The organism is Nocardia sp. TBRC8007 (assembly GCF_056629435.1).
This window is the reverse complement of record NZ_JBWSOR010000002.1, coordinates 50,744-75,952: the sequence shown is the minus strand read 5'-3', so window position 1 is coordinate 75,952 and position 25,209 is coordinate 50,744. Positions and strand designations below refer to the sequence as shown.

At 64.6% G+C, this 25,209-nt stretch carries 21 protein-coding genes; 8 read left to right on the top strand and 13 right to left on the bottom strand.

The genetic code is table 11. The annotated features are described in order from the left end of the window. The first annotated feature begins 160 nt into the window (after positions 1–160). Both ACX4ZE_RS02950 and ilvD read left to right on the top strand, forming a co-directional pair. Entirely contained in the window at positions 161–688 is a 528-nt protein-coding gene (locus tag ACX4ZE_RS02950; protein WP_480271716.1) for a PH domain-containing protein, read from the top strand. A gap of 364 nt (positions 689–1,052) precedes the next feature. Then, entirely contained in the window at positions 1,053–2,894 is a 1,842-nt protein-coding gene (gene ilvD, locus ACX4ZE_RS02945) for a dihydroxy-acid dehydratase (protein WP_480271715.1), read from the top strand. A 60-nt stretch (positions 2,895–2,954) separates the two neighbouring features. Here ilvD and ACX4ZE_RS02940 read toward each other — a convergent pair whose 3' ends face one another. Continuing rightward, positions 2,955–3,896: a DoxX family protein gene (locus ACX4ZE_RS02940; protein WP_480271714.1), complete on the bottom strand. Its 942-nt coding sequence runs from the start codon at positions 3,894–3,896 to the stop codon at positions 2,955–2,957. A gap of 114 nt (positions 3,897–4,010) precedes the next feature. Here ACX4ZE_RS02940 and ACX4ZE_RS02935 point away from each other — a divergent pair, with 114 nt between their 5' ends. Next, entirely contained in the window at positions 4,011–5,117 is a 1,107-nt protein-coding gene (locus tag ACX4ZE_RS02935; RefSeq protein WP_480271713.1) for a PQQ-dependent sugar dehydrogenase, read from the top strand. Between the two features lie 19 nt (positions 5,118–5,136). Here ACX4ZE_RS02935 and gatB read toward each other — a convergent pair whose 3' ends face one another. From gatB to ACX4ZE_RS02900, 7 genes are all read right to left on the bottom strand, one after another. Beyond that, a complete protein-coding gene (gatB, locus tag ACX4ZE_RS02930; RefSeq protein WP_480271712.1) occupies positions 5,137–6,648 on the bottom strand; it encodes an Asp-tRNA(Asn)/Glu-tRNA(Gln) amidotransferase subunit GatB in 1,512 nt (503 codons plus the stop codon). Between the two features lie 122 nt (positions 6,649–6,770). Then, positions 6,771–8,147 (bottom strand): alpha/beta hydrolase family protein, encoded by a 1,377-nt coding sequence (locus ACX4ZE_RS02925; RefSeq protein WP_480271711.1) that lies wholly within the window; start codon positions 8,145–8,147, stop codon positions 6,771–6,773. Between the two features lie 50 nt (positions 8,148–8,197). Continuing rightward, positions 8,198–9,232 (bottom strand): ATP-dependent 6-phosphofructokinase, encoded by a 1,035-nt coding sequence (locus ACX4ZE_RS02920; protein WP_480271710.1) that lies wholly within the window; start codon positions 9,230–9,232, stop codon positions 8,198–8,200. A gap of 82 nt (positions 9,233–9,314) precedes the next feature. After that, on the bottom strand, positions 9,315–10,172 hold the full coding sequence (locus ACX4ZE_RS02915) for a serine hydrolase (RefSeq protein ID WP_480271709.1): 858 nt from the start codon (positions 10,170–10,172) through the stop codon (positions 9,315–9,317). A gap of 169 nt (positions 10,173–10,341) precedes the next feature. Then, a complete protein-coding gene (locus ACX4ZE_RS02910) occupies positions 10,342–12,213 on the bottom strand; it encodes a serine/threonine-protein kinase (RefSeq protein ID WP_480271708.1) in 1,872 nt (623 codons plus the stop codon). Between the two features lie 69 nt (positions 12,214–12,282). Beyond that, the gene (locus tag ACX4ZE_RS02905; protein ID WP_480271707.1) at positions 12,283–12,978 is read right to left on the bottom strand and encodes a response regulator; all 696 of its coding nucleotides are present in this window, start codon (positions 12,976–12,978) and stop codon (positions 12,283–12,285) included. Then, complete coding sequence (locus ACX4ZE_RS02900; RefSeq protein WP_480271706.1) at positions 12,975–14,282, bottom strand: sensor histidine kinase; 1,308 nt, start codon at positions 14,280–14,282, stop codon at positions 12,975–12,977. The genes ACX4ZE_RS02905 and ACX4ZE_RS02900 overlap by 4 nt, the downstream gene beginning before the upstream one ends. Positions 14,283–14,812: 530 nt before the next feature. Here ACX4ZE_RS02900 and ACX4ZE_RS02895 point away from each other — a divergent pair. The 4 genes from ACX4ZE_RS02895 (at position 14,813) to ACX4ZE_RS02880 (ending at position 19,763) form a co-directional block, all read left to right on the top strand. Further along, positions 14,813–15,523, top strand: a complete 711-nt coding sequence (locus tag ACX4ZE_RS02895) for an ABC transporter ATP-binding protein (protein ID WP_480271705.1) — start codon at positions 14,813–14,815, stop codon at positions 15,521–15,523. Beyond that, positions 15,520–18,006 carry an ABC transporter permease gene (locus tag ACX4ZE_RS02890; RefSeq protein WP_480271704.1) on the top strand — a complete coding sequence of 829 codons (2,487 nt, stop codon included), beginning with the start codon at positions 15,520–15,522 and terminating at the stop codon, positions 18,004–18,006. The genes ACX4ZE_RS02895 and ACX4ZE_RS02890 overlap by 4 nt, the downstream gene beginning before the upstream one ends. A gap of 220 nt (positions 18,007–18,226) precedes the next feature. Next, a complete protein-coding gene (locus tag ACX4ZE_RS02885) occupies positions 18,227–19,123 on the top strand; it encodes a serine hydrolase (protein WP_480271703.1) in 897 nt (298 codons plus the stop codon). Between the two features lie 193 nt (positions 19,124–19,316). Continuing rightward, complete coding sequence (locus ACX4ZE_RS02880) at positions 19,317–19,763, top strand: SRPBCC family protein (RefSeq protein ID WP_480271702.1); 447 nt, start codon at positions 19,317–19,319, stop codon at positions 19,761–19,763. A gap of 160 nt (positions 19,764–19,923) precedes the next feature. On the opposite strand, the gene gatA is transcribed toward ACX4ZE_RS02880, so the two are convergent. Together gatA and gatC are read right to left on the bottom strand one after the other, a co-directional pair. Then, positions 19,924–21,396, bottom strand: a complete 1,473-nt coding sequence (gatA, locus tag ACX4ZE_RS02875) for an Asp-tRNA(Asn)/Glu-tRNA(Gln) amidotransferase subunit GatA (RefSeq protein ID WP_480271701.1) — start codon at positions 21,394–21,396, stop codon at positions 19,924–19,926. 138 nt (positions 21,397–21,534) lie between these two features. Next, complete coding sequence (gatC, locus tag ACX4ZE_RS02870) at positions 21,535–21,834, bottom strand: Asp-tRNA(Asn)/Glu-tRNA(Gln) amidotransferase subunit GatC (RefSeq protein ID WP_480271700.1); 300 nt, start codon at positions 21,832–21,834, stop codon at positions 21,535–21,537. 362 nt (positions 21,835–22,196) lie between these two features. Here gatC and ACX4ZE_RS02865 point away from each other — a divergent pair, with 362 nt between their 5' ends. Next, positions 22,197–22,847: an ACT domain-containing protein gene (locus ACX4ZE_RS02865; protein WP_480271699.1), complete on the top strand. Its 651-nt coding sequence runs from the start codon at positions 22,197–22,199 to the stop codon at positions 22,845–22,847. A 58-nt stretch (positions 22,848–22,905) separates the two neighbouring features. On the opposite strand, the gene ACX4ZE_RS02860 is transcribed toward ACX4ZE_RS02865, so the two are convergent. The 3 genes from ACX4ZE_RS02860 to ACX4ZE_RS02850 all read right to left on the bottom strand — a co-directional run bounded on the left by ACX4ZE_RS02860 (position 22,906) and on the right by ACX4ZE_RS02850 (position 25,192). Beyond that, the gene (locus ACX4ZE_RS02860; protein ID WP_480271698.1) at positions 22,906–23,445 is read right to left on the bottom strand and encodes a GNAT family N-acetyltransferase; all 540 of its coding nucleotides are present in this window, start codon (positions 23,443–23,445) and stop codon (positions 22,906–22,908) included. 76 nt (positions 23,446–23,521) lie between these two features. After that, positions 23,522–23,854, bottom strand: a complete 333-nt coding sequence (locus tag ACX4ZE_RS02855; protein ID WP_480271697.1) for a hypothetical protein — start codon at positions 23,852–23,854, stop codon at positions 23,522–23,524. A gap of 21 nt (positions 23,855–23,875) precedes the next feature. After that, positions 23,876–25,192: an AAA family ATPase gene (locus ACX4ZE_RS02850; protein WP_480271696.1), complete on the bottom strand. Its 1,317-nt coding sequence runs from the start codon at positions 25,190–25,192 to the stop codon at positions 23,876–23,878. Positions 25,193–25,209 lie beyond the last annotated feature (17 nt).

The following is a 25,209-nucleotide window of genomic DNA, read 5'->3' as shown; positions in this document are numbered from 1 at the left end:
TGAACCGAAGAGTCAAACAGCTGACCCATTGCGTCCCATTATGTGGGACAGTGCGGTTGCTTGTGTCCGTGTACCAGGATGCGAGGATGGTGGTGTGTCATCACCGCATCAGTCCGTGCCACCTCCTGAATCGTCCCACATGTCCGCGCAGACAGCGGACATGGGTAGCGCATCGCATTCCCGCGTGATCCGTATCTCACGACTCGCGCTCCTCGGCGTACTCGTTCTGCTGCTGTGTGTGTTCTTCCCATTCGCCGGCTGGCCCGCCGGGCTGTGGTGGCTGCTACTACTCCCGGTCGTGGTGCTGGTGTGGGTGTTGCGAACGCAGACCACCGTGTCGGGCGCCGGATTGGAATTACGGACGATGTTCGGCTCCCGCCATCTGGACTGGGCACAGGTGCGAGGCGTGCGGATCCCGAAGCGCGGATACGTGCGCGCCGACCTGACCGACGGCACGGAAGTGGTACTGCCCGCGGTGAGCTACGACCGGCTACGCGAGCTGGCGGCGGCGTCCGCGGGCCGGATCCCCGACCCGTTCACGAAGCCGGAGAAATCACCCGCGAATCACAGTGACACCGAGGAACCGATGGAAACGGTCGACACGGCGAGCCCGAGCCTCGGCAGCGACCCTCGACACAATGGCACGGGCGAACTCACCACCGGCACCGATGACAAGAACGCACAGTAGTCGCCGGTGCGTGTCCGCCGCACCAGGTGATTCACCGAGCGCGACATGGGCGGGACCGCGCCGCAGAGCGTCGGACGGGCGCACGCACAGGCAGTATGCCGCTGTCATGCCATAAAATCATGGATACGATCTCGCCGCAGTAACGCCCTGCTTCTCATCATCTATCGCCCCGACATCTATCGCCCCGACGGTCCGATACCGTCGGACAACCCAGATACCTCCCACGGCGACAGACCGAAACCGAGATTCGACATAGAACGCCGCTCGCGGGGCCTGCGTCGATCTAGTATCGGCGTACCGTGGGGGCCGTCGAGCACACTCGACACTGTCGCATATCAGCCCCCGCGACCTAAGGATCATCGAGATGCCATCTCTTCGTTCACGAACTACCACGATCGGCCGCAATGCCGCAGGCGCCCGCGCGCTCTGGCGGGCCACCGGCATGACCGATACCGATTTCGGCAAGCCGATCGTCGCCATAGCGAACTCCTACACTCAGTTCGTACCCGGCCACGTACATCTGAAGAACGTCGGTGACATCGTCGCCGACGCGGTGCGCGCCGCGGGCGGCGTACCACGCGAATTCCACACCATCGCCGTCGACGACGGCATCGCCATGGGCCATGGCGGCATGCTGTACTCGCTGCCCTCGCGGGAAATCATCGCCGATTCGGTCGAATACATGGTGAACGCGCACACCGCCGACGCGCTGGTCTGTATCTCCAATTGCGACAAGATCACTCCGGGTATGCTGAATGCCTCTATGCGGCTCAATATCCCGACGGTGTTCGTCTCCGGCGGACCGATGGAGGCGGGCAAAGCCGTGGTCGTCGACGGCGTCGCACACGCACCGACCGACCTGGTAACGGCAATCTCCGCGAGCGCGAACCAGTCGGTAACGGATGAGGGCCTGTCCGAGGTCGAACGCTCCGCATGCCCGACCTGCGGCTCGTGTTCGGGCATGTTCACCGCCAACTCGATGAACTGCCTGACCGAAGCGCTAGGGCTCGCGCTGCCCGGCAATGGCTCCACTCTCGCGACACACGCCGCCCGCCGAGCGCTGTTCGAGAAGGCGGGCACCGTAGTAGTGGATATCGCCCATCGCTGGTACCGCGAGGACGACGCATCTGTACTGCCCCGGAACGTCGCCAACGCCAAGGCTTTCCGTAATGCCATGGCGCTGGACGTCGCGATGGGCGGCTCGACCAATACCGTGCTGCACACGCTGGCCGCGGCGCAGGAGGGTGAGATCGACTTCGATCTGCACACCATCGAAGAGACCAGCCGCCGAGTGCCCACTTTGTCGAAGGTCTCTCCCAACTCCGACTACCACATGGAAGACGTGCACCGCGCGGGCGGCATCCCCGCCATCCTCGGCGAGCTGCGCCGAGCGGGCCTGCTGGAGACCGATGTCACCACTGTGCATACCAAGTCTGTCGACGAGTGGCTCGATACCTGGGACATCCGTTCTGGCAAAGCATCCGAGGAAGCCATCGAACTCTTCCATGCCGCACCGGGCGGAGTGCGCACGACCGAGCCATTCTCCACCGACAATCGCTGGTCGGCGTTGGACACCGATGCCGAGAACGGCTGTATCCGCGACCTGGAGCACGCCTACACCAGCGAAGGTGGGCTGGTGGTCCTGCGGGGCAACATCGCGCCCGATGGCGCGGTGCTGAAAACCGCGGGCATCGATGCGGAGCTGTTCTCCTTCCAAGGGCCTGCGGTAGTGGTGGAGTCCCAGGAAGAGGCCGTATCGATCATTCTCGGCAAGAAGATCAAACCGGGCGATGTGATCGTGGTCCGCTACGAAGGTCCCGCGGGTGGCCCTGGCATGCAGGAGATGCTGCACCCCACCGCCTTCCTGAAAGGCTCTGGTCTCGGTAAGCATTGCGCGCTGATCACCGATGGCCGATTCTCCGGTGGCACCTCGGGTCTGTCGATCGGGCACATCTCTCCCGAGGCCGCCGCAGGCGGTGTCATCGCTCTGGTGGAGAACGGCGACCAGGTCCGTATCGATGTTGCCTCCAGGACCATCGAAGTCCTCCTCGACGACGCCGTTCTCGCCGGACGTCGGGCCGAAATGGAAGCCGCCGAACATCCCTGGCAGCCAGCCGACCGGAAGCGGCCGGTCACGACCGCTCTTCGCGCCTATGCCGCCTTGGCGACCTCGGCCGATAAGGGCGCCGTCCGCCAGGTCCCATAACGCAGGCCGGGTGGCATCCGGCGGGCCTGCTCGAACTGCCGGATGCCACCCGACAGCTACTCAGTCGAAGGGGCCGATTCCACTGAACGGATTGCCCCCGTGCAGGTACCAGTAGGCGCCGACCGCAGCGGCGATGGCAAGCAGAAGAACAACCAAGGAACCCACGAAAGGCCGGGTGGCCCAGCCGCGATTCCGGTCGAAGGACCAACGCCCAGGACCGGTCAGGATAATGGCGGCGGCGACCCCGGCGAGAACGCTCTCCAGTTCGACCGCGCTCGAGCTCGCCTTGTACTGGAGTCCGGCAATCATGCCCTGCTTCCAGGCCCAGGCGTCCAAGACCACCGCAAGCACCGCGCCTGCCGCGAACGGGGTGGCCAGACCGAAGACCAACAGGGTGCCGCCACCGAGCTCAGCGACAGTCACCAGAATGGTGGACAACGTCGGGTGATCCCAGCCGCCGTCCTTCAGCATGCCGCGCGTCCCGTCCAAGCCGGGGCCGTGGAACCATCCGGTGAGTTTCTGCAGGCCGTGGTAGATGAATGTGCCCCCGACCACCAAACGTAGCAGAAACAAACCGAAATCCACTGTGCCGCGTCGATTCTCATCCTTACGCGAGGGCAGTCGGATGCTGCCTTTCGGCAGAGCCGGGGCAGGCGGAATGCTGGCGTATTCGTACGTAGGCGCAGACTGACTCTCCTCGGCACGGCTCTCCCTGACTCCGTTCACCCCAGTCTGCTGTTCGTCCGCCTTGTCGGCGCCGGCCACCGGGACTTCCGGATCGAGCCCGAGCTCCGCCTCGGTGCGCGGAACGTCTCCGGCAGGCTCCGGTCGCTGGAATAGCCTCACACCGTGAAATTGCTCGGTCGGCGCATCGAACGGGCTACGTGCCCCTGGACCTGCGGACGACACCGCCGACTGCTCGGCCGTGGACCGAGTGGAGTCCGCAAAGTCCTCGGTATGTGAAAGTCCGGGTGCGTCATTGGGCTTGTCGGTCACGGGCATTACCCTATGCCGCGCCTTGTGACAACGGCTGAGTACGCGGTGCGGCGTGTCAATGTACGCGCAACACCCACCCGGAAGGGGCGCACATGAAGGTATTTCCGTAACGTCTGGGCTATGAGTTTGGTTGTCGTTGGCCGCATCGCAGCGAGCTTGGCGCTCGGCTCAGCCCTGCTGGTCGGCTGTGCCCGGTTCGACGATTCCGCGTCCAGCCCGTTCACTCCGGAACCGACCTGGCACGAGGCCAGCATCAAGCCGAGAAGTCCGAGCGAACCGCCCACGTCGACGACCCGGCCCAGCGGACCGTGTATCGATCCGGACCCGGCCGTGGTAGCTACTTGCCTGGAGACTACCGGCGGACTTGTCACACTCGGTAACAGCGCGCTGGTAGCCGAGCGCAGGACCGGACGTATTCTCCAGGTTGCCCCAGAGCAGCCCCCGACCGAGATCGCCCGGCTGGACGTGGACGGCTCCACCGACGGTGGCCTGAGCGATATCGCACTGTCTCCCACGTATCAGGAAGACGGCCTGCTGTACGCGTACATCACCACCGCAGGCGACAACAGAGTGGTCCGAATCGCGAAAGAAGGCCCACCGAAGGCCATCCTCACCGGAATCCCCAAAGGGCCCAGCGGAAACCGCGGCGCGATCGACTTCGTTTCACCCGACCGGATGCTGGTGCTGACCGGCGATGCGGGCAGCCCCGCTGCTGCGGCCTCTGCGGGCTCACTGGCGGGCAAACTGCTGCGGATCGACTCCCCCGCCCCCAGCCGCACATCGACCCCTGAAATCACCGTATCCGGAATCGGCACTGCCGGGGATGTGTGCCGCGCCGGCAAAGACAGCGTCTGGATCACCGACCGTACTGCCACCGAGGACCGGTTGCGGTATATCGGGAGCGATGGCAAGGTCGTCACCGCGTGGACCTGGCCCGACCGGCCCGGGGTCGCAGGCTGTACGGCGACCGCCGACGGCGTAGCCATCTCGCTGACCCACGCGAAGGCCCTCGCCCTCGTAGCCGCCGACGCGAACACCCATGCGGTCACCACGCCGCCGACATTGGTGGCACAAGACAAATACGGGCGACTCGGTGGTGCCGACGCTGGCGTCGACGGCACCGTCTGGGTGAGCACGGTGAACAAAACCAGCGGTCGACCCGGCCCGTTCGACGATCGTGTCGTACGCATCCCACCGCCGCAGGCCGGTGGAGGCGGCCTGGACTGAGCGACGACAGCGGCTGATTTCACCCGCAGGCGGCGAGTACCAGCTGCCTGACGCGCGCTGCGTCGGCTCGGCCACGAGTCGCCTTCATGACGTCACCCACGATCTTGCCCGCCGCCTGGACTTTGCCGGAGCGGATCTTGTCGGCGATATCGGGATTGGCCGCGAGCGCTTTGTCCACCTCGGCCCGCAGTGCGCCCTCGTCACTGACCATACCGAGTCCCTTGGTCTCGACGATCTGCGCCGGATCGCCCGCACCGGCCAGAACATGGTCGACAACCTGCTTGGCGGCCTTGTTGTTGATCGTCTTCGCCTCGACCAGCTTGACCACCTCGGCGACCTGCCCCGGGGTGATCGACAACTCATCCAGCGGGATCTCGCGTTCCTTGGCCTTCTCGGTGAGGTAGGCGACCCACCAGGAACGTGCTTCGTTGACCGGAGCACCCGCCTCGACGGTAGCGCTAATCAGATCCAACGCGCCTGCGTTGACCAAGTCGCGCATCACTTCGTCGGGCAGACCCCACTCGGATTGGATGCGCGCACGGCGCAACCAGGGGTATTCGGGGATGGTGCCGCGCAACTGCTCGACCCACTCCGCGCGCGGCGCGACCGGCTCCAGGTCGGGCTCGGGGAAATAGCGGTAATCCTCGGCGGTCTCCTTGCGCCGTCCCGGCGAGGTAGTTCCGTCGGCCTCGTGGAAGTGGCGCGTCTCCTGAACAACTACACCACCACCCACGAGCACCGCGGCCTGCCTGCGCATCTCGTAGCGCACTGCGATCTCGACGCTGCGCAGCGAGTTGACGTTCTTGGTCTCGGTGCGAGTGCCGAATCGGGTGGCGTCGCGAGGCATCAGCGAGACATTCGCATCACACCGCAGTGAGCCCTGCTCCATTTTCACGTCGGAGACGTCGAGGGATTCCAACAGATCCCGCAGCGCCGTCACATATGCCCGGGCCACCTCCGGCGCCCGCTCCCCCGCGCCGGTGATCGGCTTGGTGACGATCTCGATCAGCGGCACGCCCGCCCGGTTGTAGTCCAGCAAGGAATGGCTCGCGCCGTGGATCCGACCGGTTGCCCCGCCGACATGCACCGACTTGCCAGTGTCCTCCTCCATGTGCGCGCGTTCGATCTCCACCCGGAACGTGCTGCCGTCATCGAGGAGCACGTCCAAATGCCCGTTCGTGGCTATCGGCTCGTCGTACTGGCTGATCTGGTAGTTCTTCGGCTGGTCGGGATAGAAATAGTTCTTGCGCGCGAACCGCCCCCATGGAGTGATCGAGCAATTCAGCGCCAACCCGATCCGGATCGCCGACTCGACGGCCTTCTGGTTCACCACTGGAAGCGCGCCGGGCAGACCGAGGCATACCGGACAGACCTGGGTGTTCGGCTCGGCGCCGAACTCGGTTGGACAACCACAGAACATCTTGGTCGCTGTGGAGAGCTCGACGTGAACCTCCATACCGAGCACCGGCTCGAATCGGGCGATGACATCCGAGTAATCCATCAGGTCGACCGTGGGTGCGCTCATGGCCATCAGTCTAAGTAAGCGCACCCGCGGCAGCGCAGGGGCTCGCACCACGCGCACTGCGTGCGGTGCACGCTATCGCCCACTGCGTGCACCGCACGCACTATCGCCCACTGCGTGCGGTGCACGCGCTATCGAACAGGGACCCGCTGACGTAGCCAGCTGAGGACGTAGTCGAGTACCTCCGGTGCGATGGTCGTTTCGATGGCGCTGTACTCGCTGGGGCGACCAGTCGCACTGGGTTGCATCAGATGGTTGAGCCCCGGAAAAACGTGCACGGTCGCCTCCGGGGCTGCGGCGAGGAGATCACGCATCGGCTGCTCGCTCTGGGCCGGCGGCACTTGGAGGTCCTTACTGCCGAAGAACGCGAGTACCGGAATCCGCAGGGCGCGCAGCGCGGGTGCGGGGTCGTAAGCAACCAGGGCCTCCAGATACGGGGTGATCTGCGCGGTGGCCTGATCGTCAGGTACCCGCTCGGCGACCGGAAGCGACTGATTCTGCCGACGGGCCAGTTCTTCGGCACCCGCCAGGTCACCCGCTTTCAGCAGAGCGGCCAGTTCACTGGTCTGCCGCACCCGGGTGGCCACCTGCTCGGCCGACATGCCATTCGCGGTGGCGAGCAATCGGGTCTGTTCGACGAGCACGTCCGCGCCTGGTACACCGGGCCCGGCCATCAGCACGGTAAACGCGACACCGCTGTCTTGGCGCGCGGCGACCAATGGCGCGAGGTAGCCACCTTCGCTGTGACCGAACAGTCCGACACGGTCGGAGTCGATATCGGGTCGCGCTCGGAGAAAACGGATGCCTGCGACGATGTCTTCGGCGAGGTCGGTGTAGGTCGCGGCCGGCAGCGTGCCGGTGGTGCCGCCGATGCCGCGGTCGTCGGCACGCAACACGGCGTAGCCTGCTCGGGTGAAGGTATCGGCCAGTAGCAAGAAAGGCTTGTGGCCCATGAACTCCTCATTGCGATCCTGTGGACCGCTTCCGGTGATCAACAGGATGGCGGGGAACGGACCCGCGCCCTGCGGTTCGGTCAGTGTGCCCGCGATAGTGATATCGCCGTTGCGATAGGTGACGTCTTCGGACCTGTAGAGAAACGGTGGCTTCGGCTCCTGGGGCCGGGCCGGGCCCCTGACCCCTCCTCGTTGCATCGTCAGCCGGAAGACCTGGCCGGATTGGGTGAAATTCCCCGTGATCCGGTCGGTTCCGGAGTCGTACCTGCCCCGGAACGTCGGGTCGCCGAGGATATCGGGAATCATGAACGACACCTCGTCACGCTCTGCGCTGACGTCCTTCAGCCGCGCGTCTCGCACTCCCCGCAGCGGAATATCGATGGTGGCCGTCCCGTCTTCGTGGAAGCTCACCCCGATCCGGAGCGGTCGAGCGGGCGCCTCGATAGTGCCATGCCAGTCGCCGCGGATCGACTCGACCGGATCCGCTTTCGCGCATCCGGCGGCCAGCGCCTCGACCAGGAGCAAAGCCAACACGATTCGACGCCCGACACGCATGTGCTTCACCGTAGTGTTCCTGACGGTTGGACAACTCGAATTCGGCGCGCTCAGCCGAAGAACGCTTCCGCCTCGCGATAGCGTTCCGCGGGCACCCGTTTGAGCTGCTTGGTAGCCTCCGACAGCGGGACGAGGCCGATGGTAGTGCCGTGTAACGCCACCATCTGGCCGAACTGTCCAGCGTGTACTGCCTCAGCAGCGTGCAGGCCGAAACGGGTGGCCAGCACCCGGTCGTAGGACGTTGGACTGCCCCCACGCTGCACATGCCCCAGCACGGTGGTGCGGACTTCCTTGCCGATGCGCCGTTCTATCTCCACGCCGAGTTGCTGAGCGACACCAGTGAACCGTTCATGACCGAATTCGTCGATACCGCCCGCCCGCAAGGTGAATCCGCAATCCGGCGCCGGATGCGAGCCCTCGGCGACGACACAGATAAAATGCTTGTCACCACGCTGGAACCGCCGCTTGATCATGGTGCACACCTCGTCCACATCGAACGGGACCTCCGGCACCAAGGTCAAGTGCGCTCCCGAAGCCATGCCCGCGTTGATCGCGATCCAGCCCGCGTGCCGGCCCATCACCTCGACGAGCATGACGCGCTGGTGCGACTCGGCGGTGGTGTGCAACCGGTCTATCGCCTCGCCTGCGATACTCAACGCGGTGTCGTGACCGAAAGTGACATCGGTGCAATCGATGTCGTTGTCGATCGTCTTCGGGACACCGATCACCGGAACACCCTCGTCGGACAGCCAGCTCGCGGCGGTGAGCGTGCCCTCGCCGCCGATCGGGATGAGTGCCTCGATACCGTTGTCGTCCAGGGTCTGCTTGATCCGTCCGAGGCCGGCGCGCAGCGTATCTGGATTGGTACGCGCGGTACCGAGAATAGTACCGCCCTTGGTGAGCAAGCGGTCGGTGCGATCGTCATTGTGAATCCGGATCTTCCGGTCTTCCAATAGACCGCGCCAGCCGTCCTCGAAACCGAGTATCGCGTCTCCGTAGCGGCCGTTCGCTGTTCGCACTACAGCGCGGATGACCGCGTTCAAGCCTGGGCAGTCGCCGCCTCCGGTCAAGACTCCGATACGCATGGCCGCTATCTTGCCCTCCCCGGTCTGTCTCGGCAGCCCCGACCCAGTGAATGCTGGGTAACAGTGCCCCGGCTAGCTGTGTTCACGCGACCGGGCAGCGCCCGCCGGACAGCTCATCGGTGTGCTTGGCGACGGCTGTGGCCAATGCGTCCATAGTCTTCATGCCGTCGTTGAATGTCCCGGAATCGGGCCGTGCCGCCATCGCGATCGCGATCTGACCCGAGGCGATGGTGATGATCCCGAACTGCCGCACCAGGTAGTTGCCTTCGACGTCGGGTCCCCAGCCACCTTTGAACTCGGCTCCGGCGAATGCGGCGAGGCCCCAGCGCTGCCTGGAGATGATCTGTTTCATCAGCGCGGTCACTTGTCCGGATTGAGGCAGGCAGGGCAACCGCGCGGCGAACCGCACTTGATCGGTCAACGACCAGTCGGCTTGTCCGAAGGGCGAATACTTGGCGCGAGGGCCAGTAGCGGGCACCACGGTCGTGTTGTCACCGCCTTCGCGCAGCACCGCCTGCACCGCCTGCGCCGCCTGCTCGGCGTTACCGAGCGACCGCCAGAGCACATCGGCGGCGGCATTGTCAGAGGCGGTGATCGCCGAAGATACAGTGTAGTTGGAGATACCCGGAGTCCGGCGCAATGCGGCGATGGCCAACGGCACTTTCATCGTCGACCATGCCGGTCCGCTTGTCCAGTCACCGAAGGTCACCGCCTGCTCACCGCCGACCGGCATGATCGCCATACCGATCTGCCCCGGTGCGCCGGCCGCCACCTCGGCATAACTGGCGGCCAGCGTACCTGGCACGACGACGGACAAGCCTTGTTGACCAGTTCGCGTTGGCTCGGTACTGCCCACCGGGGTACTGCTGGGCACCCCGGTCGTCGGATCATCGACGTGATCGACCCCGCACCCGGCGACCAGGAATGCGACAAGCACCATGTATCCCAGAACTTTTCGAGTTCCGCGAAGTCGATCAACAGACATATTTCGGCACATCCTCATTGCGAACTTCGCCCGGCCTCGGTGTCAGTTGGGCTTGTCGACACCGTACTTCCGAACGGCTACCGCCCATCCGCCAGGCCGTCGCGAGTTCGCCACGCACCCGGTATCAATAGACGTACACCACTGCATTGTCACCGCCGGTGCATATGACGAGCGGATCTTCGGTCCGGCAGTTCATCGTGTAGGTCCGGCCGGTGACCGGGCTGGTCGCGACCACCGTGCGTGGTGCGTCGCGGGCCGCGTTCCGCGTCGCGGCAGCGTCGGCATAGGCTCTTCGCACCGCTTCGGCAAACGGACAGCTGGTCACGGTATTACCCGCCGCCGAATGGTTGAAGGCTCCGGCGGCCGATCCCCTCTGCCGACAAGGTGTGGCACTTGCGGGCAAGGTGACCGACGGTGGCCTGACCGAAGTGGGCGAGCTACTCGGAGTCGGCGTTCCTGAACTTGGACGTACGGTCGGTACCGGTCCCTCGGGTATCGTTTTCTCGGACGCCGGTTCAGCGACGGTCGGCACCGCCGGACTCGAGCCGAAAGTCTGCCAAACGATCGCACCACCTACGGTCAACGCGACGATAGCGAACACGGCGATCATGATGGGTAGTGTGATGGAGCGCCCGGTCCGGGACGGTGGGTGCGTCATCTCGTCGTAGCTGTGATCCGGGTGGTCTGTGTCGACCGGATAATCGTCGTACTGCGCGTGGTTCTGGGCCGGATAGCTGGTCCGCGGCGCCGGGTTGCGCATCGCCTGGTTGTCGGACGGACCGGGCGGGTTACTGTGATCCGAAGAATACATCGGCACTGCGGAATCGGTGTAGCTCTGCGGAGACGCCGGATATCCCCTTACTCGCGCATCCGCCGAGTCCAGATATGCCTGGGTTTCCGGATACAGATGCGCGTCTGGAAATGGGCGCATCGGCGGCAGACCCGCGTCGGGCTGTCGTGGTGGGCGCGAGCCCGCGGGCTGGAGTGGTGTGAATTGAGTTTCCGTCGGCCGGACCACAGTGGCCTCGCTCGGGCGGATCACCGCCGGGATCGACAACTCTCCCGTAGATTCCGGTGCGACAACCGCGTCATGAGCGACCGGCTCACCGGAAGGCCGACTCAGGTCGGGCGCACGTACCACAAGGGTCGGTGCAGTGGGTGGCACCGGGGCCAGCGCTGCGCGCGCGGCCCTGGCCAACGCGGTCGCGGTCGGGAAACGGTCGGCCGGATCCTTGGCCATGCCCTGGACGACGACCTCATCCAAGGCAGGCGGGATATCGCCTGCCCTTGTGCTCGGTCGTGGCGGTGGATCGGTCAGATGCGACTTGATCAGCACACTCATGCTGGCCGCGGGAAATGGGGTGGCGCCGGTCAGGCATTCGTGCAGTACGCAGGCCAGTGAGTAGACGTCGGCACGGCCGGTCACCGGCCCGACATCGAAACGTTCCGGGGCCATGTAGATATAGGAGCCGATGGCCATACCGGCCAGGGTCACAGCACTGTCGCCTTCGGTATGCGCGATTCCGAAATCGGCGAGATAGGCGAAATCCGCATCCGTGACCAGGATGTTCGCCGGCTTCACATCCCGGTGCACCAAGCTTGCCTGGTGCGCGGCATCCAATGCGGCGGCGATCTGTTCGATGATCCCGACAGCACGGACAGGGCTCAGCGGTCCCCGGCTGAGCAGCAGAGTACGCAGGTCGACGCCGCGCACCAACCGCATATCGATGAACAACGTGCCGTTGATCACGCCCCAATCGTGGATCGGGATGACGTGCGGATCGGCCAGCCGGGCGGCAGCCTGCGACTCGCGCCGGAAACGCGCCTGGTAGATCGGGTCCTTGGCAAATTCTTCTGATAGCAGTTTGACCGCGACCATCCGGTCTTTCACCGTGTCGTAGGCCTCGTATACCTCCCCCATCCCCCCCTTGCCCAGCAACGACCGCAGCTCATATGGCCCGAACCGCGTTCCAGCCCTCGACCCGGATCCTCGCACCCCGTTATCCTCCACATCCCGGGCGGAGAGCACAACGAGATCGCGCGGTACGCAACCGGAGCCTGCCCATCACAGAGTGGATTCTCCTGGTACCACTACCCCCTGGTCAAACGCGAACACAATAGCCGCAGCACGATCCCGTAATCCGAGCTTGCTGAAGATACGTCCTATATGGCTTTTCACCGTTACTTCCGAGACGCCGAGCTCACGAGCGATTTCCGAATTCACCCGGCCGCGCCCGATCAATTCGAGCACCTCGTACTCGCGAGCGGTCAGCTCGGACAGCCGGAGATCGGAGCCGGTGTGGGCCGGGCGCACCATGCGGTAGGCCGACAGCACACGACCGGTGACCGACGGGTCGAGCCAGGATCCACCACAAGCGACAGTTCGTACTGCGCGGATGAGGTCCTCGGCGGGGGCGTCCTTGAGGATGAATCCGGCAGCGCCTGCCCGCAGCGCCCCGGACAAGAGCTGGTCGTCGTCGAAGGTGGTGAGCACGAGGACCGGTGGGGCCTCATCCACCGCCTGCAGCGTCCGGGTCGCGTCGATACCGCCGACACGCTTCATACGCAGGTCCATCAGCACCACGTGGGGGCGGAATTCGGTTATCGCGGCGGGTACCTCGTCACCGTCGGCGCATTCGACCACCACGAATCCATCGCGTCGGCGCAGTATGCGCCGTAAGCCACCACGCACGAGTTCCTGATCGTCCACTACCAGCACAGTCACAACGCCGGTACCGCTGTCAGACGATAGCGCGGTCATGTTTCCTCCTGCGCAGGCGTGGATCCGACCAAGGGACGTGGCCAGTCATACCGACCTGGAGTGAGCGGAATACTAGCCCGGACCGACCACCCCCTGCTGGACGGGCCGCTGGTAATCCGGCCACCGAGTAGCTCGGCACGCTGCCGCATACCAGAAATGCCCATTCCCGTATCGCGCTGTGCGGGTAACCCGGCGGGTAGCGGGTTGTCCACGGTCAATGTCACTGTGGTCGTATCCACTACCAACCGGACCGCCGCAGACGTGCCATGCGCGTGCTTGACGACATTCGCCAACGACTCCTGGCCGATCCGGTACAGTGCCAGCCCGACCGCGGGCGACACCGCGGCGAGATCACCCTCGCATGCCCAGCGCACGTCCAACCCGGCTCGGACGAAGTCGCCGACCAAATCCCCGATGTCTTCCACACCCGGCTCCGGAACGGACCTGGATCGTCGCGCGTCGAGCAGGCCGACCGTGCGGCGGATGTCGGCCATCGCCTGTCTGCCGAGCCGCTCGGCATCGGTCAACGCCGCCACGGCTTCGTCCACGTCGCGGTCGGTCTGCAGTGCGTGCCGCGCCGCGGTCAGATGCAACAACGTGACGCTCAGCGAGTGCGCGATCACATCGTGCACCTCACGAGCAATCCGACGGCGCTCCTCGTCAGCGGCCTGCAGCGCGCGAACCTCCCGATAATCGCGCTCCCGGTAGAGGAAGCGACGCTGATATTGCAGCATCACCCCCGCCATCCAACCGAACACGATGCCGACCAGATACATCGGTAGTCCCTCAGGCACATCGCTGATCATGGCGAACACGACCAGTTGCAGCAGCATCGCCGCCGTGAGCGGAATACTCACCTGCTTCGGCGCGATCGCCCCGACCTCGCCTGCGGCGAACACCAGCAGGAACGGCGCGAAATCGACATCGACCGGTTGCACGAGGAACAGTGCCTCCGCTGTCATGGCCAGTAGCCCGAGCAGCAGCGGGCGCGGCAGGACGGCGAAGAATACGTACAGCGGACCGGAAACATACATCAGCAGCACCGCGATGAACGGAAGCGCGGTGGGAAAATAGCTATAGCGCTGCACCGCGGACGCGATCGCGATCGCGAGCACAGCCAGGTAGGCACTCATAGCGACCGACAGCGGGTAATCGAACGGCAACTGTTCGGCATTGCGCCGCAAAGCCGTCACCGAATTTCGCCAGTAACCGAGGCCGCGATGGCGGACCCGCACCAATGCGGCGCGGCCGTACCGGGGCCACCACCGACCGAGCGCCGGTTCCGAGACCCCGATCACACCCATTCTGTCAGGCTAGTCGTCGCACCGAGCGCAGCACATCACCCCACAATCGGGCTACGGCTCCTACCGTGGTAGGAGCCGTATTCCGATCCCCGGCACGAAGACGATCCGGCCGTCTCCTCAGTAACATGAACAATAGTTCTCTGCGGAAGGCAGCCATGTCCCAGGCGGATCCACACGCTCGAACCGAAAGCACCCGGACCGTACCCACCCGCGCGACGATCGGCCTGGCCGATCCCGATCTCTTCCCGAAAACCCTCGGTACCGACAAGCCTGCCGGTGACGCGGAGGGGTCGATGGTGCGGAGGGATCACTGCACTGTCGCTGGAACATCCATTTCGACACGAAACTCGGTCAGAAGCTCACCATAGCCGAGGTGTACCGGGCACTGATCACGTAACGGCCGACACTGCGCGTGATGCCCGCCGCACGGCGGCGCCGCCACCGCGCACTCGAAAGCCAGGAGCTGTAGCACGGATTCGGGTCGAGACCGAACACAGCGGTCGAACGACCGAACGAAGCGAGGGACAGTGATGACGGAGCCGGCAATGCTGGAGCTATCCAGGGTGACCAAGGAGTACCGAGTAGGCGATCAGACCGTCCGCGCGCTCGACGAAGTCGACCTGCGTATCCATGCGGGTGAATTCACATCGATCATCGGCCCATCCGGTTCCGGCAAAAGCACTCTTCTGCATTTGCTCGGCGCGCTGGACCGGCCCGATACAGGCTCGATCCTGTTCAAGGGCGAGGAGATCGGCTCGCTGAACGAGGAACAGCAGGCGGAGTTCCGCCGCCACAAGGTCGGTTTCGTCTTCCAATTCTTCAACCTGCTGCCCACACTATCGGCGTGGGAGAATGTGGCGATCCCGAAACTGCTGGACGGTATCAGCTTGCGTAAAGCCAGACCGCGCGCGCTGGAATTGCTGGATCGCGTCGGCCTCACTGAACGAATCGAACACCGACCGGCCGAGCTATCCGGTGGCCAGATGCAACGGGTCGCGGTGGCACGTGCGCTGATCATGGACCCGCCGCTGATCCTGGCCGATGAACCCACTGGAAACCTGGACTCCAAAACCGGCACCACCATCCTGGACTTGCTCGCCGAAATCTCCGAATCCGGTAACTCGGTGGTGATGGTGACCCACGATATGAGCGGTGCGGTGGCCCATTGCGACCGGGTGATCACCCTGCTGGACGGTCGGATCAGCGTCGGCGATCAGGTCGAACGGACAGTCAACGCATGATCGGCTCCGCATGGGATCGCCTGCGGCTGTTCAACATCGGCGAGCTGCTCATCCATCGCGTCCGCACCCTGCTGTCACTGACCGTGATGAGCGTCTCGGCAGCGCTGCTGGTCGCGGTGCTGAGCATCAATGGCTCGATCACCGCCTCGGTGAACGAGCTGGACAACGCCCTCGGTGGCAAAGCACAGCTGGAAGTCACCGGAATCACTGACGCGGGCTTTGATCAGCAATTGCTCGGGCCGATCGCGGCTACCCCCGGCGTCGCGGTGGCGGTGCCGATGTTGCGCACGGAAATCGGCACCGGTGCCGACCATGCGCTGCTGATCGGTTCCGGCCCGAACATCAGCGCGCTGGACAGCGAATTGACTGCGCCATTGACTGCCCTGATGGGAAAACTGCTGACGGTGCCCAACGGTGTGCTGGTCGGCACCGGGCTGGGCCGCGCCGAGGGCGAGCAGTTCACACTGGGCGATACCACGGTCACAGTCGCGGGCGTCTTCGACTCCGCGACGTCCCGGAAACTCAACGACGGGTATCTCATCGCGGCACCACTCGGGCTCGCACAGAAGATCACCAACCGGATAGGGCGGCTGGATTCGATAGAGGTCGTGCCCGCTGCCGGCACCGATATCGCGCAGTTGCAGACGGCACTCACCGCGACTGTGCAAGGCCGCGCGGTGGTCGCCTATCCGGACCTGCGCGCTGCGCAGGCGAGCGGCCCAGTGCAAGCTATCCTGTACACCACGCTTCTGGACTCGGCCACCGCACTGATCGTTTCGGCTTTCCTCATCTACAACGCGATGAGCATGGCCATCGCACAACGCAGGCCGATGCTTTCGCTGTTGCGCGCTATCGGGGGCAGACGAGGACCGATGATGCGCGATCTGCTGGCCGAAGCCGCGCTGCTTGGTGTGATCGGTGGGCTGGTCGGCGCACTGCTGGGCACATTCATGGGCAGCAGTGCGATCGGCACCCTGCCTGCCGCGATCCTACAGTCGATAGACGCCCGCATTACATACACGATGCCGTGGTATGTGATCCCTTACGCGATCGCAGCCTGCGTATTCACTACTGTGCTCGCGGCAGGTATCGCCGCACGCCAAGTATACCGGGTCCAGCCCGTCGAAGCGCTGGCCCCCGTAGGGGTCAGCCGTTCCGATACAACCAGCCCGCTGCTGCGCGGGCTCGCCCTTATGACAGGCATCGGGTTGGCGATCGCCTCTCTTCCGATCTCGCACAGCGATCTCGGCCGCTATTCGCTGGCTACCATACCGGTCATGTTTGTCGCCATGGTTTTGTTGTGTTTCGCTGCCATCGGTCCGATCGTGCGGGCTACAGCAGGCATCGCACGCTGGTTCGGCGCCCCCGGCACACTTGGCGCAACCACGCTGGAACGCGCGCCCCACCGGGTGTGGACGACGGTGATGACCGTGATGATCGGCGTCGCGGCCGTCGCCGGCGTCAATGGTGCCGCGAACAATATGGTCGCCTCGGCCAGCAAGAGCTTCGATTACCTGGGCGAGCACGACGTCTACGTCAGCCCGACCGCTATGGATCAGATACCGAGTGTACTGATGCCCGCAGGCCTGAAAGACAAAGTCGCGGCGATACCAGGCGTCACACGCATCATTCCAGAACAGATGGCCTATGCCGCACTCGGTAGCAACCGCGTCTTACTGCAGAGTGCGACCGACCCCCGAGATACGCGCTTGGGGCTGCTCACCGACGAGACCGCGGCACAGCTTTCGGCGGGCAAAGGCGTGGTGATCTCGCGCGATGTGGCGCGCGCACTGGGTGTGAGCGCAGGCGCGGAATTGACCTTGCCGACCCCGACTGGGCCACATACTGTGCGGATATTGCAGGTGATCCCCTATTTCTCAGCAGTCGCGGGAATAGTGATAATGGACTTGAACACGATGCGCACCTGGTACGAGCGCCCCGGCGAAACCATTCTCTCGGTCGATATCGCACCCGACGCCGATCATGCTGCCGTGCTCGCGGCGATACGCCAAGCGATGCCGCCGGATATGGTCGTCGCGACCGGCACCCAGTCGGTGCAGGGTGCCTCGACGAGCATTCGACAGGGAGTCGCGTTGAGCACTGCCATCCTCTGGATCGTTGTGCTGGTCGCCGCGGTCGCGTTGCTGAACACTTTGATGCTCTCGGTGCTGGAGCGCCGCAGAGAGCTCGCCGTATTGCGTGCCATAGGCACTGGACGTGAATTCCTGACGCGTTCTGTGCTGGCCGAGGCCGCTGGCATCGGAATCGTCGGTACGGCGCTGGGTCTGCTCCTCGGTACTTGGGAACAGTATCTGGCTTCGATCACCATCGGGCACGCTATGACCATAGATATCGCCTACCAGGCGAGCCCGATGCTGCTTGTCTACAGTGCGCTGGCATTGGTGCTGGCGCTGCTCGGGTCGATTCCACCAGCGATAAGCGCGGCCCGGCTGCCTGTCGTGGAGGCCCTCGCGGTCGACTGAGCTCCTGGCGCTCACCGAGTCGCCTCTTGACCGTGACGTTTCGAATTCTCGGCGCGAATCCGCAAAACTGTGTCCGGGATGTCGCCCTTGCGCCGTCGTGCGCCTTGTGACGATGTCTCCCGACCGGTCACCGGCCGGACGGGCACGATGAGCTAATTGCACCGCCGAAGAACAGCGAGCCCTCGCGACTGGTGGTGGGGAGGACTCGGTGGTGAGGTCGATGGGATTTGGCGCTGCGCTGCGCTGCGCGGCTGCGACAGTGGTACTGCTCACGCTTGCCTTCTGTGCGCCTATTCCCGGCGAACGCCGAATGGCCGAGGCACCCGCCATGGTCATGGAAGCCGCTAGTCCCTCGCTGCCGGGCCTCCCTGTGTTCTCGCCTGACGCATTGGCCGCCGATTTCACCTACCTGCGGCAGCGGCTCGCTGGGGAGGTCGGCATGGCGATCATGCCGGTCGGCGGTAGCCGGATAACCCTCTTCGGCACCTGGAGCAGTGGCATCGCATGGTCGACCATCAAGGTTCCGCTCGCGATCGCCGCACTACGGCACGACCATCGCGGGCAGATCGTCCGCCAGGCCGAGGCCGCCATCACAGTATCGGACAACGAAGCCGCCCGAGTACTGTGGCGGTCACTCGGCAATAGCCGGGAGGCCGCCGCGGCTGTCCAAGCCGTACTGGACGAAGCGATTACCAGTGCCGTCGGCGCGGAACCACGCACCATGCTGGACTACACCGCCTTCGGTGGGACCGAATGGACACTGACCAACCAGGTCCGGTTCGCATCTCAACTGCCTTGCTTAGCCGAGACGTACCAGGTTCCTGAACTGATGACGGCGATTACGCCCGAGCAGGCATGGGGCCTCGGCGTTCTGGAGGGCACCGCGTTCAAGGGTGGCTGGGGGCCGGACGATGTAACCGGCATCTATACCGTCCGACAGTTCGGCTTGGTCCCGGTCCGATCCGGAACAGTCGCCGTTGCCTTCGCCGCACAGGCCGATTCGGGCGCATTCGACGATGCCACCGCCATCCTGAGCCAGCTGGGGCAGTTGCTCGGCCGCCACCTCCACGAGTTGAATGGCGGGTTCTGCCCACCACCGCCGATCAGCCCGGAGTGACCAGGCCTGTCCCTGGTAGTTTCCAGTATTCAGCTTCGCGTGTACCATTGTTGATCCGCTCGCCGCGCTCGCATTCCTCATAGCCACGGTCACCATGACGATATCGATCAGGGCACCGCCATAGCGGTGCCCTGATCATCGGTTCCACTCGACATCTACACACGACCAAGTTGGAACGTGTTCTAATTCCCTCATGGCCTTCATCATCGACCGCGCCATCGATATCGACGCACCCACCGATCTGGTGTGGCAAGTGATCACCGATTTCCCGCGTTACAGCGAATGGAATTCCTTCGTTTCGCAGTGCCGCAGCTCCCTGGTTCCCGGTGAGCCGATCGATATGCTCGTCCATGTCTCCGGCTCGAGCCCGCGTAAACAGCGTGAATGGATCCGCTCGCACACCCCTGGCCGAGGATTCAGTTACGCGATGCGGCCGCTCCCACTAGGAGCACTGCACAGCTTGCGCTCACATACCGTGACACCCCTCGCGGACAACCGCACCCGCTACGAATCACATTTCGAACTCGGTGGATGGCTCCGCCCGGTAGTCGTCGCACTTCTGGGCGAGAACCTGCGCCGCGGCTTCACAGATATGACCGAGGGAATCCGCAAGCAAGCCGAATCACTACCCGCCGCCTGAACAGCCCAGCCCACACCTGGCGATCCCGCGTCGGTCCACTCCTGGAACACGTCTACGAAAGAAGCGGAAGCGACCGACCAGGGACCATCACAGAGCTGCTCGGTCCTCGCTACCCGCTTGGTATCGGAGGAACGAACAGCCCTGCGTGGCGCGGCCCAGGTCAGGCGATCGAACCGCGGGCGACCTCATACGCAGCGCCCACCCGATAGAGCCGATCGTCAGCGAACGCGGGAGCCATGATCTGCAGACCGACGGGCATGCCGTCGTCCTCGCTCAGACCGGAAGGAACCGACATCGCCGGATGGCCGGCCAGATTGGTGGGCAGAGTGCACAAGTCCGACAGGTACATGGCCAGCGGGTCGTCGACCTTCTCGCCGAGCTTCCACGGTGTGCAGGGGCTCGTCGGCGAGACGAGCACATCGACCTGCTCGTAAGCGTTGTCGAAATCGCGGGCGATGAGCGTGCGCACCTTGAGCGCCTGACCGTAGTACGCATCGTAATAGCCCGCCGACAGCGCATAGGTACCGATCATGATGCGGCGCTTGACCTCAGGGCCGAATCCGGCCGCACGGGTGGCCGCCATGACCTGTTCCGCGCTGCGCAGTCCGTCATCGGCGACACGCAATCCATAGCGCATGGCGTCGAACCGCGCCAGATTCGACGACACCTCCGAAGGCAGCACCAGGTAATAGGAAGCCAGCGCGTACTCGAAGTGCGGACACGACACTTCGACCACTTCGGCGCCGAGATCCTTCAGCAGGGCGACCGCGGCATCGAAAGACGCGAGTACGCCCGGTTGGTAGCTGTCGGAATGCAACTCCTTCACCACCCCGACTCGCACACCGCGCAGATCACCCCCGGCCCCCGCACGCGCGGCGGCCACCACCTGAGGCACCGCGACGTCGCGCGAAGTGGAATCGCGTGCGTCGTATCCAGCGATCACCTCATGCAGCAGCGCGGTGTCCAGCACCGTCCGGCCACACGGGCCACCCTGGTCCAGCGAAGACGCGCAAGCGATCAAGCCGAAACGCGACACCGTGCCATAAGTCGGCTTGGTCCCGACAGTCGCGGTGACGGCAGCAGGCTGGCGGATCGACCCACCAGTATCGGTGCCGATCGCCAGCGGCGCCTGATTCGAAGCCAACGCGGCCGCGGAGCCGCCGCCGGAGCCACCCGGGATACGGGTGGTGTCCCATGGATTGCGGGTCGGACCATAAGCCGAGTTCTCGGTGGAGGACCCCATGGCGAACTCGTCCATGTTGGTTTTTCCGAGGATCGGGATACCCGCCGCACGCAACCGCGTAGTGACTGTCGCGTCATACGGCGACATCCAACCATCGAGGATTTTCGACGCGCAGGTGGTCGGCATGTCCGTAGTAGTGAACACGTCCTTGAGCGCCAGTGGAACCCCAGCCAGCGGCGAAGCCGGCTCAGCACTGGAGGCGAGAGCGGAGTCCACCGCGGCCGCGGTCGCCAGCGCCTGCTCCTGCGCGACATGCAAGAAAGCATGGTACTCACCGTCGACCGCGGCGATCCGATCCAGATACGCCCGGGTGACCTCCACCGAGGACAACTCACCGCCGTGGATCTTACCGGCCAGATCGGCCGCCGACAGTGTGGTCAGATCGGTCATTCACCCTCCTGTGTTATGCGGGAGTCCCCGCACCCCGTCGGCCGAACGACCGCTGCGCGATTGTCCGTCACTCGGCCTCCTGTGTCACGCGGGAGTCCCCGCACCCCGTCGGCCGAACGACCGCTGCGCGATTGTCCGTCACTCGGCCTCCCCGAGGATCTGCGGGACCATGAATCGCTGTTCCTCTACGGCGGGCGCCCCGGACAACGCCTCCTGTGGAGTCAGACACGGCACCACTTCGTCGGGCCGGGTCACATTGCTCACCGGATTCGGCGAAGCCGTGGCCGGGACATCGGCTGCGGCGACCTCGGAGATGGTCTGCACATGGCTCAGGATCGAATCCAACTGTCCGGCAAAATGATCCAGTTCGGCATCGGACAGCGCGAGCCGGGACAGCCGGGCAAGGTGTGCGACCTCGTCACGGGAGATGGCGGGCACCACGGAACCCCTTTCGGCTTCGATTTCAACAGTTCACACCGACTCCGCTCACGACGGACGGCGACGTGCGCGACAAACACGTGCACGACAAACACATAGCCTAGCTACCGGCGCCGACCACCCCTCCGGCACCCACGCTTCGTCCGGCGACCCACGCAGTCGAACCGAACCGGCACCTGGCAACCGCTGTCGGGATCACCGCATCTGTCCTGAGCCGTTCGACCCGTCACCCTCGCACACATCATCGACGTGACCCAAGTCACCAGCATGACCTCGACTCGATAACCAGCCGTCAAGGGTGTAATCATTGCTTTACCCGGGTATATGTTGAGAATCTCGGTCGCTCGAGGAAAGGAACGCACGTGTCGTATCTACTCCGCGTGCAGCTTCCAGATCGACCGGGAAGCCTCGGGGCGCTCGCACTCGCGTTGGGCTCCGTCGGCGCCGACATCCTCTCGTTGGATGTGGTGGAGCGCGGTGCGGGCTACGCTGTCGACGACCTCGTCGTCGAGGTCCCCTCCGGTGCACTGCCCGACACTCTGATCACCGCGGCCGAATCTATCGGCGACGTACTCGTGGACTCGATACGCCCCTACTCGGGAGTGCTGGACACACACCGCGAACTCGAGCTCATCGACAACGTGGCCGGCGCCCGCGACGACCGGTTACAAGTGCTGGTCGACGGTGTGCCACGGGTGCTGCGGGTCGGCTGGAGCACAATTATCGGTATCGGCCCACACGGTACCTATCGAGTGGTCGGAAGCCCCGGTGCACCACAGACACAAGCGGGTTCGGCGCCATGGATGCCGCTGGAGAAACCTTCCACGCTGGATCCCGAGGCCGACTGGGTACCGAAGATATGGCGCGATATGGACACCAGGCTGGCCGCCGCACCGCTCGGCAACACAGGCAAAGCGTTGCTATTAGGTCGGCCCGGTGGTCCTGACTTCCGGCCCTCCGAGGTGGCCCGGCTCGGTTATCTCGCGGGGATAATCGCGACCGTGCTCATCTAGTTCCGGTAGGTCCGGTTTCGCCGCCGACCCGGCTCCACTCGAGCGAGTCGCCCCTCGGCTATGGCGCTGTACCCGCGGAGTCCCTTCCCTCCGGAAGGAATGGTAACCGCAGAACATGCAGCTGTTCACCCGACCCGGTGCGCCAGTCCCGACTCGGGACAGGGTGAAAACCGAAGCGGTGGTAGATCCGGCGGGCATCCACCATGGCAGGCATAGTGGTGAGCACAACAGCGGCGAATCCCTCCGCGCGGGCCAGGTCGATCACCGTACGCACCAACTCCGTTCCGGCACCGAGACCACGCGCCGACTTCGCGACAGCCAACATACGGAACTCCAGCTCACCCGGTAGCGCGATCTCCGCGTAGGGAGTGCCGGGATACGCGACGGTGAGTGAGCCGACGATCCGGTCGGCATGGGTGGCGACAAGGATCCGGCCGGTCACCGCACGGCGAGCGGTATCAGCCAGCTCACCCGCGTACGGGCTGTCGGCTGACACGTAGCCCTCACCGACGTAGACCTGTACGGTCAGTTCACCTACCTCGCCGTACTCCTCGGGTCGAGCCGCCCGGACGACGACCCCGAGGTCGTACACACGCATACCATGCATAATGCCATCGGCAGTCGTGTCGGCCGTCGCCCACGCGCCACACTGAGCGGACCCGACCCATCTCTGCTCAGCTGGGCAGGCAAAGCTGCCAGCGTTCTGGTTTACCCACCGGATAGACAACGGTGAAAAGATCCCCGCTCTCCGGCCAAGAACTGGTATTCCAGACGAAACGGCCGTACACCACTGTGCCGGGGACCGAAGGCCCGGTGAGTTCGCCGGTGATGGTCACATACTGCTCACCAAAAGCATTCGGACGCGGGCTCACACCGGTGACATACAGCGTCCCCTGCTCCGGGTTCGTCAGCTGACGGCCCGGACGACCCTGGCGGGCACGGACGGCCAGCGCGATCAGCGACGCCAGTACCGCGGTCAGGATTACCAACGAGGCGAACTCCAGCATGTCCTCATGCTAGGACCCGCGCTATACCGGCATGAGCTCGCTGCCGCCCTGGCCAGTACGGCGAATCTGCCATACCGAGGTGCGAGTGCGTTGCGAGCGCCCATTGCCCCGATCGATCAGGATACGGTTGCCGGTGGTGAAGATCAGTTGAGCGCCACGGCGATTGGTCTCCGGATTCTGAAACAACTGGATCAGCCGGTCAGTCTCCTCGACAGACAGGCACACGTCGATATCGTCGATGACCAGGACCCGGCCCATATCCAGGGCGTCGAGCATGGCGGGCAGCAGCCGCAGCAGCGCTAGCGTGGCGGAAGATTCGTCGCCGATCTCGAACGGATTCTCGATGCCCTCGTGCACCAGGTTCAGGCCGACTCCGCGCCGGGCCACCATCCGCGCGTACAGGGCATCGCGCGCGGCTTTCAGGTTGATCAGCTCGCGCTCGAGCAACACGTCGGTGAGACCGTGCTCGCGCAGTAGCTGATCCGCGTAGTCGCCAGAAGCGGCACACCGATCGATCTGTTCAGCGAGACCGGCGATGTCGGCATCCAATTCGCGCAAGTAGTCGGTATACATCGGGTCGTTCTCCGCGATGAGCACATCGGTGATGCCCAGCTCGGCACTGCGCAGCAGCATCATTAAGCGGGTCGCGTTCTCCGGCGACCTGGACAGATGTCCGGCCAGCCGATAGGCGACGGCGGCCTGCTCAGTGTGCCCGCACTGCACCTCTAGCATCGATTGAAACCACCGGTACGCGGGTACGAGCGCATCGGAATACAGCTGTCCGGCGAGACTGAGCAGCAGCGCGTTCGGACGGACCAGCGGCACCAGCGCGGCGATTCCATAGCGGGCCGCCTCGAACATCGGGCCGATCTTGATCTGTTCTCCGCTGCGCTCGAACACGATTCGCTTGCGCGAGCGTGGATGGGTGTGCAGCCATTCCGCAGTCACGTCGGCGGTGCTCAGTCGGAATCCGTAGGTGTAGGGCACCCCCTCGGCCACGAACGCCGCCACGAATTCCGAAGGTCGATCCGGGAATCCGAGGTGCGGAACCCGAACCGGTCCCGCATACGGATCCCACCCGGCGACCGAGTGCACCACCGCGTCTCGCATCTGCCGGAGTGCGTCGATCAGGTTCGTCTTGCCCGCCGCGGCGCCACCATGGATAGCGGTCACCGGCACAGCGACCGGCCCGCTGCCCTTGGTGAGCCGCAGCTCCTGTGCATCGGCCAGCGATCTGTGATTGGTCACCCGAAAACTGCGCAGCATGTCGCCATACTTCCCGCTGCGCACCGACTCGGCGACACCAGCCCGGCAGTAACCGCGTCCAGGATGATCCACCCGGTCCCCGACAACCC

Bases quoted from the DNA above. Each gene is read 5' to 3' on its own strand.
- ilvD (WP_480271715.1), top strand. From the start codon at position 1,053: ATGCCATCTCTTCGTTCACGAACTACCACGATCGGCCGCAATGCCGCA.
- ACX4ZE_RS02890 (WP_480271704.1), top strand. From the start codon at position 15,520: ATGATCGGCTCCGCATGGGATCGCCTGCGGCTGTTCAACATCGGCGAG.
- ACX4ZE_RS02935 (WP_480271713.1), top strand. From the start codon at position 4,011: ATGAGTTTGGTTGTCGTTGGCCGCATCGCAGCGAGCTTGGCGCTCGGC.
- ACX4ZE_RS02895 (WP_480271705.1), top strand. From the start codon at position 14,813: ATGACGGAGCCGGCAATGCTGGAGCTATCCAGGGTGACCAAGGAGTAC.
- ACX4ZE_RS02950 (WP_480271716.1), top strand. From the start codon at position 161: ATGGGTAGCGCATCGCATTCCCGCGTGATCCGTATCTCACGACTCGCG.
- ACX4ZE_RS02940 (WP_480271714.1), bottom strand. From the start codon at position 3,896: ATGCCCGTGACCGACAAGCCCAATGACGCACCCGGACTTTCACATACC.
- ACX4ZE_RS02855 (WP_480271697.1), bottom strand. From the start codon at position 23,854: ATGCTGGAGTTCGCCTCGTTGGTAATCCTGACCGCGGTACTGGCGTCG.
- ACX4ZE_RS02915 (WP_480271709.1), bottom strand. From the start codon at position 10,172: ATGGTGCTTGTCGCATTCCTGGTCGCCGGGTGCGGGGTCGATCACGTC.
- ACX4ZE_RS02860 (WP_480271698.1), bottom strand. From the start codon at position 23,445: ATGCGTGTGTACGACCTCGGGGTCGTCGTCCGGGCGGCTCGACCCGAG.
- ACX4ZE_RS02925 (WP_480271711.1), bottom strand. From the start codon at position 8,147: ATGCGTGTCGGGCGTCGAATCGTGTTGGCTTTGCTCCTGGTCGAGGCG.
- gatA (WP_480271701.1), bottom strand. From the start codon at position 21,396: ATGACCGATCTGACCACACTGTCGGCGGCCGATCTGGCCGGTAAGATC.
- ACX4ZE_RS02885 (WP_480271703.1), top strand. From the start codon at position 18,227: ATGGGATTTGGCGCTGCGCTGCGCTGCGCGGCTGCGACAGTGGTACTG.
- ACX4ZE_RS02905 (WP_480271707.1), bottom strand. From the start codon at position 12,978: ATGACCGCGCTATCGTCTGACAGCGGTACCGGCGTTGTGACTGTGCTG.
- gatB (WP_480271712.1), bottom strand. From the start codon at position 6,648: ATGGCCATGAGCGCACCCACGGTCGACCTGATGGATTACTCGGATGTC.
- ACX4ZE_RS02880 (WP_480271702.1), top strand. From the start codon at position 19,317: ATGGCCTTCATCATCGACCGCGCCATCGATATCGACGCACCCACCGAT.
- ACX4ZE_RS02900 (WP_480271706.1), bottom strand. From the start codon at position 14,282: ATGGGTGTGATCGGGGTCTCGGAACCGGCGCTCGGTCGGTGGTGGCCC.
- ACX4ZE_RS02920 (WP_480271710.1), bottom strand. From the start codon at position 9,232: ATGCGTATCGGAGTCTTGACCGGAGGCGGCGACTGCCCAGGCTTGAAC.